Genomic DNA, 16,624 nt, shown 5'->3' on the forward strand with positions numbered 1-16,624 from the left:
GGGCCGCTCCGCCCGTGCCTAGCCTGCGGCGGCGCGGCCTCCCGCGCTCCCGCCCAGCCGCCGGGTGATGTCGGCCGCGGCGCGGGCGCAGGCCTCGCAGATCTCTGCGAGCCGCTCGGGGGACACCCGGAAGTGCGGCGCCGAGATGAGCACGGCCGCCACCACGTCCCCGCGGTGGTCGTAGACGGGCGAGGCCACGCCCACCTCGTCGGGGGAGGTCTCCCCGTAGTTGACCGCATAGCCCTTGGCCTCGGCCTCCTCGAGCCGTGCGGCGTACGCATCGAGCGCCGCCTCGCCGGTGTCGGGGAGCTGCACCACGCCGGAGCGGAGCATCTCGCGGACCTTCTCGGGCGGCTCGGTGGCGAGGAAGACCTGGACGGAGGCGGACTGCCCGGTGGCGTAGCGGGTCCCGAGGGTCGTGGTGTGCTTGACCTGGTGCCGGCTCGGGATCTGCTCGACCGAGACCGCCTCGTGGCCGTTCCAGAGCAGCAGCGCCGAGGTCTCGCCGGTGCGCTCCCCGAGCTCGCGGAGCACGGGATAGGCGACCCGGCGCACGTCCAGGTCCGCCAGGAGCGGGCCGGCCACGGCGATGATGCCGAGCCCGAGGCGGAACCGGCGCGTCGGCTCGTCTCGTTCCACGAGGCCTTCGGACTCGAGCGTGCTCAGGATGCGCGAGACGGAGCTCTTGTGCAGGCCCACCTGCGCCGCGATCTCGGTGACGCCGAGGAGCGGCTCGTCGACCGTGAAGCAGCGCAGCACCGCCACGGCATTGGAGATGGGGGAGGCCGCGCGGCCCTCGCCGGTCTCGCCGTTCTCAGTCATGGCTCAACCCTATGCGTCCGGCGGCCGCTGTGGGCTCCGTCATGGTGGTCTCCTCTTTTTGTGGCGCACGGCGCACGACGACGGCGCCGCACCCCGCGCGAGGCGAGGTGCGGCGCCGTCGTGCCCACCCGGGACCGGTCCCCGTGACGAGCCGGTCCCCGGACGTGGCGCATCGGGCGCTGGTCAGGCCTCGATGATGTTCTTCTCCGGGCCGAACGGGAACTTGGTGATGTTCTCGACCGTGTCCTCGCCGATCACGAGGATGTCGTGCTCGCGGTAGCCACCGGCACCCGGGAGGCCGTCGGCGACCGTGATCATCGGCTCCATCGACACGACCATGCCCGGCTCGAGCACCGTCTCGATGTCCTCGCGGAGCTCGAGGCCGGCCTCGCGGCCGTAGTAGTGCGAGAGGACGCCGAACGAGTGGCCGTAGCCGAACGTGCGGTTGGCGAGCAGGCCGTGGGAGATGTAGATCTCGTTCAGCTCGGCGGCGATGTCCTTGCAGACGGCGCCGGGCTTGATGAGCTCGAGGCCGCGGCGGTGGACCTCGACGTTGATGTTCCACAGCTCGAGCGAGCGCTCGTCCGGCTGGCCCAGGAAGAGGGTCCGCTCGAGGGCCGTGTAGTAGCCGGAGGTCATCGGGAAGCAGTTGAGGGAGAGGATGTCCCCCTTCTGCAGCTTCCGGGTGGTGGCCCAGTTGTGGGCGCCGTCGGTGTTGATGCCGGACTGGAACCACACCCAGGTGTCGCGGACCTCGCGCTCTGGGAACGTCCTGGCGATCTCGTGGACCATCGCCTCGGTGCCGATGAGGGCCACCTCGTACTCGCTGATGCCCTCGCGGATCGCGCTGCGGATGGCCTCGCCGCCGAGGTCGCCGATGCGGGCGCCGTGCTTGATGACCTCGATCTCCTCGGCGGACTTGATCATGCGCTGGCGCATGGCGTCCTGGGAGACGTCGAGGAGCTCGGCGCCGGGGAAGGCGGCGGCGATCTTCTCGCGGGTCAGGGTCGGGAGCGCGTCGTCCTCGACACCGAGGCGGGCGGCCTTGACGCCGCGCTGGCGCAGGGCCTCCTGCAGGCCGAAGTAGAAGTTGTCCCGGCGCCAGTCGGTGTAGACGATGTTCTCGCCGTAGGAGGTGCGCCACGGCATGCCGGCGTCGATGTTCGCCGTGACCGTGACCGAGTCGTCAGCGGTGACGACCAGGGCGTAGTTGCGGCCGAACGTCGTGTACAGGAAGTCCGAGTAGTACTTGATGCCGTGGTAGCTCGTCAGGATGACCGCGTCCAGCTCCTTGGCGGCCATGATCTGACGGAGGCCGGCCAGGCGGCGTTCGAACTCGGCGTCGGAGAACGTCAGCGTGCCCTTGGTGCCGTTGTGGAGGACCTTGAGGCGCTCGAGCTCGGCGACGTTCGTGACGGCGGTGTCGATGGACATGGGAGTCTCCTTTTCAGGGGTTGTGTTGCGTCGGTTTCAGGTGGGTCAGGGAAGTCAGCGGGCGAGCGGCCTGCGGGAGGTCTCCTTGGCGCACAGCACGGCGATGAGCGAGACGATGGCCGCCGCCACGAGGTACCAGGCGGGCGCCAGCTTGGTGTGCAGGACGCCGATCAGCAGGGTCGCCATGAAGGGCGCCGTGCCGCCGAAGACGGCGTTGGCGAGGTTGAAGCTCACGGCGAAGCCGGAGTACCGGATCCGGGTCGGGAACAGCTCCGCGAGGAAGCTCGGGAGCGTTCCGTCGTTGAGGGTGAGCATCGCGCCGAGGAAGACCTCGACGAGCAGGATCACCGCGAAGTTGCCGGTGTCCAGGAGCATGAACGCCGGGACGGTGAGCAGGATGAACAGGACCGAGGCCGTCAGGAGCACGCGCTTGCGGCCGAATCGGTCCGACGCCAGCCCCGTGAGGAAGATGAAGCCGATGTAGGTCAGCAGCGCGATCGTGGTCGCGAAGAAGGACTCCGTGGCGCCGAAGCCCAGCTCGGTCGAGAGGTAGGTGGGCATGTAGGAGAGGATCACGTAGAAGCCGACGGCGTTGAGCAGCACGGCGCCGACCGCGAGCAGGAGCGAGCGCCAGTGCTTGACGAACATGTCCTTGACCGGCGCGTGGATGACCTCGTCCTCCGCCGCGAGTTCGCGGAACACCGGGGTGTCCTCGAGCTTGGTGCGGATGTACCGGCCGATCAGGCCCATCGGCGCCGCGAGCAGGAAGGGCAGGCGCCAGCCCCACGCGGCCATCTGGGCGTCGCTGAGGACGATCGAGAGCAGGGCCGCGAGGAGCGAGCCGAGCAGCAGGCCGGCGGCCGTGGAGGCGGGGACGACCGCGGCGTAGAGGCCGCGCCGGTGGGCCGGGGCGTACTCGACCAGGAAGGCCGAGGCGCCCGCGTACTCGCCGGCGGCGGAGAAGCCCTGGATGACGCGGATCACGAGGAGGGTGATCGGGGCGCCGACGCCGATCATGGCGTACGGCGGGATGAGGGCGATGCAGAACGTCGCACCGCTCATGATCAGGATGGACAGGGAGAGGGCCGTGCGGCGGCCGAGCCGGTCGCCGATGTGGCCCCACACGAAGCCGCCGAGCGGGCGGACGAAGAAGGAGATGGCGAAGACGGCGAAGGTCGCCAGCAGGGCCGTCTGCCTGTCGGAGTCGGGGAAGAATGCCGCCGCGATCGTGGAGGCGAGGTAGCCGTAGACCGCGTAGTCGAACCACTCGACGAAGTTGCCGATGAAGCTGCCCCACAGGACCCGGCGGCGGGCGTCTTTGCCGATGCCGCCGGGTGCTGCCGAGGAGGGCTGTCCGTTCAGCGACACGTCGGCCTCGAGCCCTGCGCTGGTCGGGGCTGCCAGGCGGGGGGAGTGTTCAGTGCTCATGGAAAACCACCAGAAGCTTGGGGTTGCGTTTACCGCAACTCGGTTGCACCAGAGTACGTGTGGTCTGGGTCACGGTCAATAACTCGCACCAAAGTTGCGTTCGTTGCAACTAGATGACGGCGAGCGGGGCGGTGGAGCGCAGCTCAGCGTCCACCTCCGCCGCGAGGGCAGCGGACGTCCGTTCGAGGAGCAGGGCGCCGGCCTCCCTCGACGCCGCCGCGCCCGAGGACAGGCACCCCGACGCCGGCGTCAGCTCGGCGCGCACCGGCAGGACGTCGTACTTGGGCAGCTGCGCGGCCGGGAGGTCCATGACCCTCTCCAGCTGCACCCCCTCGGGGTGGAGGTGGAGCATGAGCGAGGTCTCGAGGACGCCGCCGTGCTCCACGTCCCAGCCGGGGAAGGCGCCCCGGTAGATTTCCTCGATCGTGCCCTCGTCCACGAAGTCCCAGTAGGAGAGCAGGAGCGCCGAGACGTCCTGGCCGCGCAGGGCCAGCTCGGACGTGGCCTGCTCGACGCCCTCGTAGAGGAACTGGTAGTTCTCGAAGTGGCCGTTGAGGAAGACGAGCCGGCGGGCGCCGTGCCGGGCGAACTCGAGGGTGAGCGTGCGGGCGATCGAGATGAGCGTCGTCGCATCCAGGCTCGTCGTGCCGCCGAGGTGGTTTCCGCCGCCCGAGCGCTGCTGCGACTTGTAGCCGTACACGATCGGCGCCGCGACCAGGCCGCCGACGGCCTCGGCCAGCCGCTCGCTCATGGCCCGGGACAGGACGACGTCCGTGTTCAGCGGCAGGTGCGGGCCGTGCTGCTCGATCGAGCCCACGGGGATGACGATCGGTGCGCCCGCCGCGATGGCCTCGCGGTAGGTGAAGGCATCGATCTCCTCCATGAAGACGCTGCTGGGCATGGCTCCTCCTGGGAAGGGGGTGGTGGGTGTCGGTGGGCCGGCGGCGGGCGGGGCCCGCCGCCGGCGGTGATGGCAGCGCGCCGGGGGCTATGGGGCCACGGCGGCGGGCGAGCCGGCGGGCGACGCCGGGTGCTCGCCGTCGTGCGCCGAGGCGTCGCCGTGGGAGGCGAGGTACTCCTCGTCGCTCACGTCCGCCCGGATGCCGAGCGGCACGCCGTGGTGGATGCGGCTCTTGAACCGCGGGTAGCCGAGGGCGAGGTAGAGCAGGCCCGAGGTGAGGGTCCCGGCGAGCCAGGAGAGGTCCACGCCGCCCATCGCGGTGGCGACGGGGCCCTGGAGTGCCGGGTCTCCGCCGTACATGAACATCCAGGTCATGAACAGGCCGACCACGAAGGCGACGATCGCGATGGGGTTGACCGCCTTGAGGCGGGTGTCCTTCGGGTCCAGGAAGAGGTAGCCGAAGTTCTTGTGCCTGCGCTCGAAGACGAAGTAGTGGACCGCCATGATGCCGCCCCAGGTCGCGACCCACGCGACGATGGCGCCGAGCCAGCTGTCCAGGAGGGTCGCGAAGTCCTCGGCGAAGAGGAAGAAGATCACCGCGACCATGGACAGGCAGCCCACCACGATGGACAGGGCGCGGCGGCCGATGCGGATGTCGAGGGCCTGGGCGGCCACGCCGAACGTGTAGAGGTTGATGATGTTGGTGGCGATGGGGCCGTGGATCACGAGCAGGATCACCGGGATCGCCATGGCGCCGAAGCTCTTGACGATCAGCTCGCCCGGGTCCGCGGTGCCGTTCATGGTCGCCAGGCTCGCGCCGAGCAGGCCCAGCCACACGACCGGCAGGAACTGGCCCAGGACCGAGGTGAGGTAGAGCTTCTTCTTGGGGATGCTCTTGGAGACGAACCGGGAGTAGTCGGGCGCGTAGGTGAACCAGCCGATGCCCCAGCCGATGCCGATGGCGGTCATGATCCCGGACATCGCGGCGATGCGCTCGCCGCCGGTGAGGATCGCGCCGGCCGGACCGGCGTAGTGCCAGTCGATGGGCAGCTGCGTCCAGGCGATGATGGACATCGCGACGAGGACCAGGAGGGTGGGCGGCATGGTGATGCGCTCGAACTTCGCGATCGCGCCGTACCCGCGGTAGCAGATGGTGACCTGGATGCCCATGATGACGGCCGCGATGCCGATCTTCCAGGCCAGGTTCTGCTGTGTCGGGTCGACCCAGCCGATCATGCCGAAGAGGGCCATGACCAGGTCGAGGATGACCCAGGTGTTCACGGCGGACCAGCCCACGGCGACGAGGGCCTGGATCGCCGCGGGGAGGTAGGCGCCGCGGCGTCCGAACGCCCCGCGGGCCAGGAGCATGCCGGTCGCGCCGGTCTTCTGCCCGAGCAGGACGAAGAAGCCGAAGCCGACCATCCCGATGATGTTGCCGATGACGAGGACAGTCATCGTGTCCGCCAGACCGAGGCCCATGTTGATGCCGAGGGCGCCGAGGATCCAGTTGATGGGGGCAACGTTGGCCCCAGCCCAGATCCAGAACTGGCCGGAGACCTTGGTGGTGCGAGCTGACTCGGGGACGGGCTGCAGCACGTCTTCGACGACGTGGGTGGCGTCCTCAGTCTTGCTCTGAGTGCGAAGGCTCATGTGAGACTACTTTCTCGTGGTATTCGCTGGGGGAGCGAGTAGCCGGCTGCCTTCAAGCGTAGGTGTGTGGCCCGTCACCACCTAGACTCATTCTGTCGCCTACGGGGCGCATTCACCGTGACACTCTGTCACCCCTTCGGAGGTCTGTTGCCATGTCCCTGCCCCTGAGTTCCATCCTCGCCGGAGGCGTCTTGGCCGTGGGGGCGCCGGTGGTGGTGGGCGGCGGGGCACGGGTGGCCCAGGCCCGTGTCCGCTGGGTGCACTCGAGCGAGGTGCTCGAGATCGCGCCGCTGCTCTCCGGCGGGGAGCTGCTGCTCACCGGCGGCGCGGCGCTGCTCGCGCTCAAGCCGGCGGCGCAGGCCGAGTACGTGTGGAGCCTCGCCTCGCGCCGGGTCGCCGCACTCGCGGTCGAGACCGCGGGGACGGGGCGGCACCTGCCCGCCGAGCTGGTGGCCGCCGCTGATGAGGCCGGCCTGCCGCTCATCGAGCTGCGCCAGGTGGTCCCCTTCGTCGAGGTGGCCGAGGCCGTGAACCGGCGGATCGTCTCCGACCAGGTCACCTCCCTCCAGCTCGCGGACCGGCTCTCGCAGGCGCTCACCGAGCGGATCGCGAGCTCGGGCGCGCAGCTCGGGCCGCTCGTCGAGCTCATCGCCGAGACTCTGGGGCTGCACGCGCGCGTGGTCGACAGCCGCGGGGCCGTGCTCGCCTCCGGCGGCCCCGAGGCGCCCGAGGGCGCGCGCGGCCCGGACGCCGAACTCTCGGTGGGCGGGATCGGCGTGGCGCGTCTCGAGCTCGCGGGCGGCCCCGAGGCGGACACCGAGCTGCTCGAGACCGTGCTCGCGCGCGTGCGCAGCATCGTGGCGCTCGCCCTCGCGCAGCAGCACCGGCCGAGCCTGGCCAGGCTCGCCGAGGACGAGCTGCTGCGCCTCATCGGTGCTGGCGGCGGCGGCGACCGGCTCATCGAGCTCAGCCAGGCGGCCGGCATCCGTGCCGACCAGCCGGTGGCGATGGCGGTGGTGCGGCGGCCGGCCGACGGCCCCTCGGACATCGAGCAGCGGGCCCGCGCCGCCCTGCCCTCCGCGCTCCTGCTCGTGGACGGGGCGTGGGTGGACATCCTCATGCCCCTCGGTGGGGGCGGAGGCGAGGCCGAGCGCGAGCGGGTGCTCGGCCTCCTGCGCGAGGCCGTGGGCCGGGCCGGGCTCACGGGCGCCCTCGGGCCCACCGCGCCGTCCGTCCGCCAGGCGGCCTTCTCCCTCGCCGAGGCGCGCGCCACGTGGCGGCTGGGGCGCTCGTCCAAGTGGACCGACGCGATCCACGACGCTGCCGACTTCCTCGTGGAGCGCGTGGCCGAGAGGTCGCTCACCCGCGGTGCCGTGGACTCGATCGTCGAGGAGTCCCTCGGCGAGCTGATCCGGCTCGACCAGCGCACGGGCGGGGAACTGGTGCGCACCCTGGACGTGTGGATCACCGCCGGGTGCAACGCCTCGGAGGCGGCCGAGGTCCTCTTCCTCGAGCGCCAGTCGCTGCACAAGCGGCTCCGGCGCATCTTCGCGGCCATCGGCGGCGACCCCCGCGGCCGCGGGAAGCTCGGTGCGCTCGCCTTCGCGGTCAAGCTGGTCCGCGGCAACGCCCAGCTCCGCGAGGACCCCCGCCCCTGACCCGGCCTCTGACCCCGCCCGCCTTCCCCCTCCCGTTCTCCCCGTTTCGGGCACGCATCTCGTCGCGAATCTGGCGTTCCGGGTACGACGGCGGCCGCGGCCTCCCGGAGGCGGCGCCGGCCTTGGCGGCACGTCGGACCGGCGGACCCTGCCTCCGGGTGCACAGTGGGACCATGCAGCACGTGATACAGCTCCTTGCGGCCCTGGCGAACGGCCGTGCCCGCACGCGCTTCGCCCAGGTGGCCCTGGCAGGGGAGGCGGGCACCCCCGCAGATGCCGCAGCGGACCGGCTGCTGCGCGCCGCCGGGGTGCTCGAGGACCTCCCCGGCGGTGCCGTGAAGGTCGACGAGGCCGCGCTCGCGGCGCTGCTGGGAGAGGCCCGTGCCGCTGTCCCGTCCCGGCCCGCCGGGAAGGTAGACCTCCTCCCGCGCCAGCGTGCCCTGCGCATCCAGGTCCTGCGGGAGCTTGCCGCTGCGGTCCTCGGCGAGGACGAGCGCATCCCCGAACGCGAGCTCAATGCCCGCCTCGGCGAGCGCGCCCTCGACATCCCCGGGGTGCGCCGTGCCCTGGTGGACGAGGGGATCGTGGCCAGGGAGGCCGACGGCAGTGCGTACTGGCGGCCCGGCGAAGGCTGACCCCGATCGCGGCACACCGCCTTCCGGGCACGGACAGACGCCCCGCCGCCAGGGAGGACGCTTCAGCGCGTCCTCTGGGCGACAGGGCGTCTCGCGGGGCGAGCGGCGCTCAGGCGCGCTGGGAGGCGGAGCCGTGCGGCGCCGTCGTGCGTCCGTCCAGTGGTCGGTGCGCCGTCTCCGGGAGCAACCACGCCGCGATGAGCGCCCCGGCGGCGATGAGGGTCAGGTAGATCGCGGGCGCCATGGGGTTGCCGGTGGTCGCGATGAGCCACGTCGCCACGAACGGCGCGGTCCCGCCGAACACGGCATAGCTCACGTTGTACGTGATGGCCGACGCCGTGTAGCGCACCTCGGTGGGGAAGACCTCCGAGAGCAGCACGGCCGTGACGACGTTCGCGGTCACGGCGCCGACCGCGAGGAGCGCCTGCCCCCCGAGTGCCGCGCCGAAGGTCCCGCCGGAGGCGAGGAGGTAAGCAGGGATGGCGAGGCCACCGAGCAGGAGCGACGACGCGGCCATGGTGGGCTTGCGCCCGATCCGGTCGCACACCCTGCCCAAGACCGGGGCGAGGGCCGCGGCGAACCCGAGCGCGATGACGTTGCTGAACAGCACGAGGTCGGCGGGCATCTTCACGACCTCGCGCAGGAACGTGGTCATGTACGTGGAGAACGTGTAGAAGCTCAGGGCGGTGAGGGCGATGTACCCGCCCAGGATGAGCATCGGGCGCCACTGGAGGGCGAACGTCCGGCGGAGGGGAGCGTGCTCCTTGCCGCGCTGCGCTTCGAGGGCCGCCTGGAAGACCGGCGACTCGTCGAGCCGGCGCCGAATGTAGAACGCCACGATCCCCAGGGGCGCGGCGACGAGGAACGGAATGCGCCAGCCCCACGCGTTCATGGCGGCGGCACCGAGTCCCGCCGTGAGCCCCCAGCACAGCAGGGCGGCGCCAGAGAACGAGCCGAATGTCGCGGCGGGCATCCAGGAGGAGTAGCGCGAGCGCTCGCGGGCGGGCGCGTGCTCGATCACGTAGGCGACGGCGCCGGCGTACTCGCCGCCGGCGGAGAGGCCCTGGACGCTCCGAGCGAGGGTCAGCAGGAGAGGCGCGAGGACGCCCACCGCGCCGAACGTCGGCAGGAGGCCGATGGCCATGGTGGCGCCGGACATGAGGAGGACGGTCAGGGCCAGCACGCGCTTGCGGCCGATCCTGTCGCCGAGAACGCCGAAGACGGCGCCGCCGATGGGGCGGAGCGCGAACGCGACCGCGAAGACGGCGAAGGTCTGGAGCAGGCCGACGACGTTGTCGCCTGCGGGGAAGAAGGCATGCGCGAGCTGGGTCGCGAGGAAGCCGTACACGGCGAAGTCGAACCATTCGACGACGGTGCCGGCCGCTGCGGCGCCGGTGACCTTGCGGAGCACCGACTGGGTGACGGGGGCGGTCTGGCCGCCAGGGGTGGAGGGGTCTGCGGGGTTCATGTGGGGCTCCCGGGGAGGGTGGGGATCGTTCGGGGGCGTCCGAGGTGCTCGACGCCAGAGTATGCGCAGCGCCCGCCGTCGGACGAGGACGGCGGGCGCTGTACGGTGCGACTCAGGCCGGATCTGCGGGGGCCTCTACCTCACGCTGGGGATCCGAGAGGGTCTTCGGGACCGTGTCCTCGAACTGCGGGAGGCCGTTCAGGTACTCCACCACCGAATCCGTGGACTCCACGTCGCCGAACTTGTTGTCGATGTCGTAGAGGTTCCACTGCACGACGCCCGGGACGCGGTCGCCGATGGTCTCCTTGGCGATGATCGGGCGGAAGCCCTTCGCGATCGCGTCCTCGACCGTGTGGCGCACGCACCCGGCCGCGGTCGCGCCGGTCACGATCAGGGTGTCGATGCGGTTGGCGGTCAGAAAGAGCTCGAGGTTCGTCCCCGGGAACGCCGAGGCGCGGTTCTTCTCGATCACGACCTCGCCTTCTGCGGGCGCGATGCGGTCGTCGATCTGAGCCCAGTACGAGTCTGCCGGAAGGGTCTCCACGGGAATCTTCGAGTACCACAGACCCATGTCGTTCGTCCCGGAGGAGGCGTCGCGGTTGCGGTACACGTTCGTGGTGTAGAAGACCGGGACCCCCTTGGCGCGCGCGGCCTCGTTGATCCGCTGGACATTCGGGATGATCTCCTCCATGCCCGGGCAGCTGAACGGGTGGCCCGGCCGCGTCCAGGCGTTCGCGAGGTCGATGTGGATCACGGCGGGGCGGTTGCCGTAGCCGATCCGACGCTTGAAGCCGCGCTCGTTGTAGATGCCGGTGCCGGCTTCGAACGCCTCCTCCAGCACTGCGGCAAGACGGGTCTCGATGTCCTGGCCCACTGCGGTGTCCTGGCTCATGGTGCACTCCTTCGAATTTGCTCTGGGGGGATGTGTTTTGCTGGGCTAGCAACACGGAGAGGCTGTGATCTACCTCTCGTCAGTTGCTGTAGAAACAATCTATTTGCTTATAAAGCAACACACAAGAGGTGCGGCGAACCTTTTCTGCCGGCCCGGTCCTAGTCCTGGCGGACGGTGCGCGGGTTGACGTTGCGTGCCGCGAGAATGAGCAGCCCCGAGGCAAAAATGGGCACACAGCCGATCCAGAAGGCCGCCGTGCTCCACGTCCACCCGGCGCCCAGGGCGAGCGTGACGAGGAAGCTGCTGATGATCGCGCCGACTTGCCCGCCGGCGTTGATGATCGAGCCGCCGGTGGCCCTCGTCCGTACCGGGAAGCTCTCGCCGTTGAAGAACAGCAGCGCGGAGAACGGACCGATCAGGAAGAACAGGCCGGCGCTGTAGAGCGCGACGACGACTGCGAAGTCCCCCGACGGCGCGAGCAGCATGGCCGTGAAGGAGGCCCCGCACAGGATCCAGCCGATGGCGATCGTGTTGCGCCGGCCGATCCTGTCGCCCAGCCAGCCGTGGAACACGTAGCCGGCGAATGCGGTGGCGTTGGAGACCACGAGGATCACGAGGGCGTTCGTGAACGGGATGTCCTTGCCGTCCGGGGCGCTCAGGAGGGACGTCCCGAGGATTGCGAACACGAGCACGCCGACCCAGTTCAGCAGGAACGAGAGGCCGATCACCACGGTCGAGCGCAGCGACTCTCCCCGGAACGCCTCGGCGAGGGGGGAGCCGTTCGTGTTCGCGTGCCTGTGCGCCTCGAACTGCGGGCTCTCCTTGAGCCAGCGCCCCGCGATGACGATGAAGATGGCCGGGAACGCCGCCACGACGAAGCACAGCGCCCATCCGCCCACGGGGAACAGGAGGTAGATCGAGGCGGCCGCGAGCACCGAGCCGATCGGCCAGCCGGACTGGACGAGGGAGTAGATCAGGCCGCGGCGCCGTGCCTTGGCCGGATCGGCGTAGGCATGGGCGAAGAGCTCGTTGAGGTAGGCGGCGTTGACCGACTGCTCGGCGTAGCCGAGGCCGGCGGCCGAGCGCACGAGGATGAGCAGGACCACGCCGATCCCGCCCACGATGCCCACGGCCCAGCCCGCGACCGCGGTCAGGAGCGAGGCGATGGCCGCGCCGACGACGGAGATGAGGATGCCCTTCCGGCGCCCGATCCGGTCCACCAGGGGGCCGACGGCGAACGCCACGAGCGCCGTGCCGGCCGTGACCCACGTGTTGACCGCCGTGGACTGCGCCGGGGCCCAGCCCACCTCGGCGGCGAGGACCGGCAGCAGGTTGCCGAACAGGACGAAGTCGTACACGGCGAACGTCCACGCGAAGAAGCAGATCCACGTGGCGATGCGGACGTCCCGCGGTGTGAGCTGCCCCGCGGTGGCGGGCGCCGCCGTCGTGCGTGCGGCGGCCGACCCGGACGCCTTCGCCGGGTCGAGGGTGCTTTCCATCGGTTCCATGGGTACTCCTGGGGTGAGGTGGCTATGAGCCGGAGGTGTGGATGGGCATGGAAAGGGCGGCCGGGTGGGACGCTGTGCGTCCCCCCGGCCGCCCCAGTGACTGGATTCAATGCGGTACTGCTGGGTGTTGCGGAACTAGACGGTGGCGTAGATGGTCGTCGGGGACCGGCGCTCTGCGGTGCGTGCGGCGTCGACCGTCATTCTGGCGGGGTCGATCACCACTCCGTAGTCACGCTCGGCGGCCTCGAGGGTGGTGAAGCCGTCGAGGACGTCTTCGAGGACCTTCTCCGGATCCCGCCGGTGCGGGTCGCCGAAGCCGCCGCCGCTCGGAACGGTGATCTGGAGGGAGTCGCCTGCCAGCAGCTGGCGACCCGTGACCTTGGACGGCCAGGATTCCTCGCCGGCGCGGCCAGGGTTCTTCACGAGCGAGCCGTTGAGGCCTTCGTGCCCTCCGCACGCGCCCCACGGCACGTCCGACTCGTGGCGTTCGCCCTCGCAGGTGATTACGGTGTCCGTGAGGAAGGTGTTCTCCCGGACAATGCCGATTCCTCCGCGGAACTCACCGGCGGCCGCCGGCTCGGGCCGCAGCTCGTAGCGGTCGGTCCGCATCGGGAACCGCCACTCGAGCTCCTCGATCGGGTTGTTGCGGGTGTTGGCGATGAGGTTGTCCACGGAGTCCGGCCCGTCGCTCGTGGCGCGGGCGCCGTAGGAGCCTTCGTTGACCTCGAGGTACACCCAGTACTCGCCCTGCTTCTCGTCCCATCCCGAGTAGGAGATGAAGTGGATGTGGGCGGAGTTGCCAGCGGTGACGCGGTCGGGAATGACCGGGGCGAGGGCCCGGAGGGCAAGGTCGACGGCGCGCTGAACCTGGGAAAATCGCGAGAAGGTCGCAGCCGGGTACTTCGGGTTGAAGATGGTGCCCTCCGGGGCGATCACCTTCAGCGGCTTGAGCATCCCCTCGTTCTGCGGTACGAACACCGGGAACGCGACCTCGTCGAGGAACATCATCCGCGTGATGAAGGTGAACGCGGAGACCGTGGTGCCCTCGAAGGCACAGTTGTAGGCGGTGGGCACTTGTTCGGAGGACCCGGTGAGGTCGTAGGTGATCTCGTCGCCCTGCACGATCACCTTCACCGCGATCGGCAGTTTCTTGCCGTAGTTGCGGCCGTCGTCGTCCAGATAACCGACTTCGGTCTCGTAGACGCCGTCCGGGATCTTGGCGATCTCCTGGCGCAGCATCCGCTCCGAGTAGTCGATCCAGCTCTGGCCGGCATCGCGCACCGCGTCGAAGCCGTACCTCTCGATGAGGGCGAGATAGCGGGCCTTGGCCAGCTCGCAGGCTGCGATCATCGCTTGGAAGTCGCCCTCGTTGGAGGTAGGCGTCCGGGTGTTGTTGAGGATGTGGCGGATCAGCGATTCCTGTCGCACGCCCTTCTCGTAGACCTTGACAGCGCGGAAGATGGTGCCCTCGGACTGGATGTCCTGGATGTCCACCATCAGGCCGGAGTAGGCGCCGCCGTTGTCGATCAGCTGGCCAGAGGCGCCGGCGAAGCCCACGAGCTGGCCGTCGTGGAAGATCGGTTCAATGATCGCCACGTCGGGGGAATGGGTGGCGCCGAGGTATGGGTCATTGTGAAGGATGACGTCGCCCTCATGGATGTCGTCGCCGAGGACCGAGATGACGCCCTTGACGATCTTGGGCATGGAGCCCATGAACATCGGCGTGGAGTCGGACTCGGCCAGCACATTGCCGTCCCTGTCGAACAGGCCCGCGCCGAGGTCTTCGGACTCTCGGATGATCGAGGAGTAGGCCATGCGGAACAGCACCGAGGCCATTTCCTTCGCTGCGGAATTCAGCGCGCCGCCTATCACACGCATCAGGATCGGGGTGGCGAGCTTCTCGGCGGTCTGGGTGGCGGCCGGGCACTCGATGACGAGGTTGCCGGCCGGGTCCACGGTTCCGGAGAATCTCGGGGGAACAACAACGGTGGAGTCGTACTGCTCGATGATGGCGGGGCCAACGAAGGTGGTGCCCACTCCCATCTTGTCGCGGTCGTAGAAGCCGGTGTCCACGGTGACGGGCTTGCCATCCTGCTCGAACGTCACCGGGCGGGTCTCCACGAGCGCTTCCGCGAGGGAACCGGACGTCGTCGCTTCCGGCGTGGGCAGCTCGTCCATCACGGCGCTGGCGTCGACGCGGATGTTGATGACTTCCACGGCGCCGTCCTTGAAGCGGTGGCCGTACTCCTCGAAGTGGGCGTCGTGGAAGGAGGCTTCGGCCTTCTCCAGCCAGGCCTGGTCGACCGGCCCTTCGGGTGCAACGAAGCGGATCTCGTACCCCTGACCCTCGTAGCGCGCGTCGGCGAGCCAGACGAGCTTGCGTCGCCCGGCGGGCACGTCCTCGGCGTCGAGCTGCGCGTTGGCCTCCCGCTCCAGCGCCTCGTAGGAGGCCTGAATGGCGGCGGGGTCTGCGTTGGCGAACGTGAACCGTCGGGTCGCGACGAACTCGTACTTCTCGTCGGTGGCCAGCAGGCCCGTGGCGGCAATGATGCCCGGGTGGGCCGGAATCAGCACCTTCGGGACCTCGAGCTCGGCCGCGATCTCGCAGGCGAACAGGGCACCGGCACCGCCGGCGGCGACCAGGGTGAAGTCGCGCGGATCGTAACCGCGGCGTACGGAGTTCTGCTCGATCGCCTGGGTCATGCCGAACTTCTGGATCTGCAGGGCGCCGAGTGCAGCCTCCTCGATGCTCATGTCGAGGCGGTCTGCGACCTTGGCCATCGCGGCCCGGGCGGCGTCGACGTCGAGCTTCATGTCGCCGCCGGCAAGACTGCGACGGGCGCGCATGCGTCCGAGGATGAGCTGGGCGTCGGTCGACGTCGGCTCCGTGCCGCCACGGCCATAGCAGACCGGACCCGGGACGGCGCCCGCCGACTGGGGGCCGACGCGGAAGACCCCTCCGGCGTCGACATAGGCGATGGAGCCACCGCCAGCACCGATGGTGTCGATGTCCACCATGGGCACCATCGCCTGGTGGTCGCCGATCTTGGTGTCCAGCAGGTGGCGCATGCGCAGTTCACCCTGATAGGCGACGCCGATGTCCGCCGAGGTCCCTCCGATGTCCAAGGTGACGACGTTCTCGAAGCCGGACTGGCGACCGGCCCACATGCCCCCGATCAGGCCGCCGACTGGTCCGGACATCATCAGCGTGACGGGCCTCTTGGCGGCCTCTTTGATCGGCACCATGCCGCCTGAGGACTGCATGAGGAGGACCTCGCGCTGGTAACCGAGCGCCCTGACCTGGGAGGCGAGCCGGGCGAGGTACCTGGAAACCTTGGGTCCCACGAAGGCGTTGAGCGCGGTGGTGGAGAACCGCTCGTACTCCCGGTACAGCGGCACGATGTCGCTCGAGAGGGAGAGGTAGGCCTCGGGGAACTCTTCGGCCACGATCTCCCCGATCCGCTGCTCGTGGGCGGGGTTGAGGTAGGAGTGCAGGAGGCAGACCGCGATGGCCTCGACGCCGGCGTCCCTGAGCTGGCGGACGCGCTCGCGGACCTCGTCGGTGTCCAGGGGGATGAGGACATCCCCGTTCGGGGCAGTGACTCGCTCTTTGACGGTGAGACGATGACGGCGCTTGATGAGGGGCTTGGTCTGCCACGGCATGTCCTGCTGGAGCGAGAAGTTGTGCGGCTTCTTGTGCCGAGCGATGTGCAGGATGTCCCGGAAGCCCTCCGTGGTGATCATGCCTACTTCGGCGCCGGTGTGCGTCAGGGCGATGTTCGTCGCCACCGTGGTGCCGTGCACGAGCTGGTCGATCTCGGCGAGGTCGGTGCCGGCTTTGGCGACGAGCCGCTGGAGGCCCTCGATGACGGCCTCAGACGGATCGTGCGGAGTGGAGGGCACCTTCTCGATGACAGCCCTCCCGGCTTCATCGTCGGAGAAGTAGAGGTCGGTGAATGTGCCGCCGACGTCGACGCCGATACGCTTCATGTGGCTTTCCTTTCGATCGCTCCGCCCTGGGGCCGGCGGAAACGGGATGTTGTTGCTTTCCCGTCAAGCTAGTTGGGCGCTGAGCAACGTGGGTTTCGAACAGGTAAGACGTTTCGCACGTGAGCTGAATCACATATGCTGTTGCTGTGCTCCCAAAGTAGTTGCTTGGATAGCACCGCACAAGAGGTCACGCCGAGATGACACAGGACTCTAAGATGAGAGCCACGCACCCGGCCGG

At 69.5% G+C, this 16,624-nt stretch carries 11 protein-coding genes; 2 read left to right on the forward strand and 9 right to left on the reverse strand.

The features are described 5' to 3' along the window. Positions 1 to 18: 18 nt before the first annotated feature. The 5 genes from SA2016_RS05510 to SA2016_RS05530 form a co-directional block, all read right to left on the reverse strand. Positions 19 to 822, reverse strand: coding sequence for an IclR family transcriptional regulator (locus tag SA2016_RS05510; RefSeq protein WP_066496322.1), 804 nt, complete (start codon positions 820 to 822; stop codon positions 19 to 21). Between the two features lie 183 nt (positions 823 to 1,005). Next, a complete protein-coding gene (locus tag SA2016_RS05515; RefSeq protein WP_066496324.1) occupies positions 1,006 to 2,256 on the reverse strand; it encodes an aminopeptidase P family protein in 1,251 nt (416 codons plus the stop codon). 54 nt (positions 2,257 to 2,310) lie between these two features. Next, the gene (locus SA2016_RS05520) at positions 2,311 to 3,684 is read right to left on the reverse strand and encodes an MFS transporter (RefSeq protein WP_066496325.1); all 1,374 of its coding nucleotides are present in this window, start codon (positions 3,682 to 3,684) and stop codon (positions 2,311 to 2,313) included. A gap of 109 nt (positions 3,685 to 3,793) precedes the next feature. Further along, positions 3,794 to 4,585 (reverse strand): creatininase, encoded by a 792-nt coding sequence (locus tag SA2016_RS05525; RefSeq protein WP_066496327.1) that lies wholly within the window; start codon positions 4,583 to 4,585, stop codon positions 3,794 to 3,796. An 87-nt stretch (positions 4,586 to 4,672) separates the two neighbouring features. Further along, positions 4,673 to 6,235, reverse strand: a complete 1,563-nt coding sequence (locus tag SA2016_RS05530; protein WP_066496330.1) for a purine-cytosine permease family protein — start codon at positions 6,233 to 6,235, stop codon at positions 4,673 to 4,675. A 152-nt stretch (positions 6,236 to 6,387) separates the two neighbouring features. Between SA2016_RS05530 and SA2016_RS05535 the strand changes: the two genes are divergently transcribed. Together SA2016_RS05535 and SA2016_RS05540 are read left to right on the forward strand one after the other, a co-directional pair. Continuing rightward, positions 6,388 to 7,893 (forward strand): PucR family transcriptional regulator, encoded by a 1,506-nt coding sequence (locus tag SA2016_RS05535; protein WP_066496332.1) that lies wholly within the window; start codon positions 6,388 to 6,390, stop codon positions 7,891 to 7,893. Between the two features lie 173 nt (positions 7,894 to 8,066). Continuing rightward, entirely contained in the window at positions 8,067 to 8,528 is a 462-nt protein-coding gene (locus SA2016_RS05540; protein WP_066496333.1) for a DUF2087 domain-containing protein, read from the forward strand. Between the two features lie 109 nt (positions 8,529 to 8,637). On the opposite strand, the gene SA2016_RS05545 is transcribed toward SA2016_RS05540, so the two are convergent. The 4 genes from SA2016_RS05545 to SA2016_RS05560 form a co-directional block, all read right to left on the reverse strand. Further along, the gene (locus SA2016_RS05545; protein ID WP_066496336.1) at positions 8,638 to 9,996 is read right to left on the reverse strand and encodes an MFS transporter; all 1,359 of its coding nucleotides are present in this window, start codon (positions 9,994 to 9,996) and stop codon (positions 8,638 to 8,640) included. A 112-nt stretch (positions 9,997 to 10,108) separates the two neighbouring features. Next, positions 10,109 to 10,888, reverse strand: a complete 780-nt coding sequence (locus SA2016_RS05550) for an N-carbamoylsarcosine amidohydrolase (protein WP_066496337.1) — start codon at positions 10,886 to 10,888, stop codon at positions 10,109 to 10,111. Positions 10,889 to 11,046: 158 nt separating this feature from the next. After that, positions 11,047 to 12,396 (reverse strand): MFS transporter, encoded by a 1,350-nt coding sequence (locus SA2016_RS05555; protein WP_229710882.1) that lies wholly within the window; start codon positions 12,394 to 12,396, stop codon positions 11,047 to 11,049. A 135-nt stretch (positions 12,397 to 12,531) separates the two neighbouring features. Next, positions 12,532 to 16,386, reverse strand: coding sequence for a hydantoinase B/oxoprolinase family protein (locus SA2016_RS05560; protein WP_066496339.1), 3,855 nt, complete (start codon positions 16,384 to 16,386; stop codon positions 12,532 to 12,534). Positions 16,387 to 16,624 lie beyond the last annotated feature (238 nt).

The sequence above is a fragment of the Sinomonas atrocyanea genome, from assembly GCF_001577305.1.
GTDB classification, from domain to species: Bacteria; Actinomycetota; Actinomycetes; order Actinomycetales; family Micrococcaceae; genus Sinomonas; species Sinomonas atrocyanea.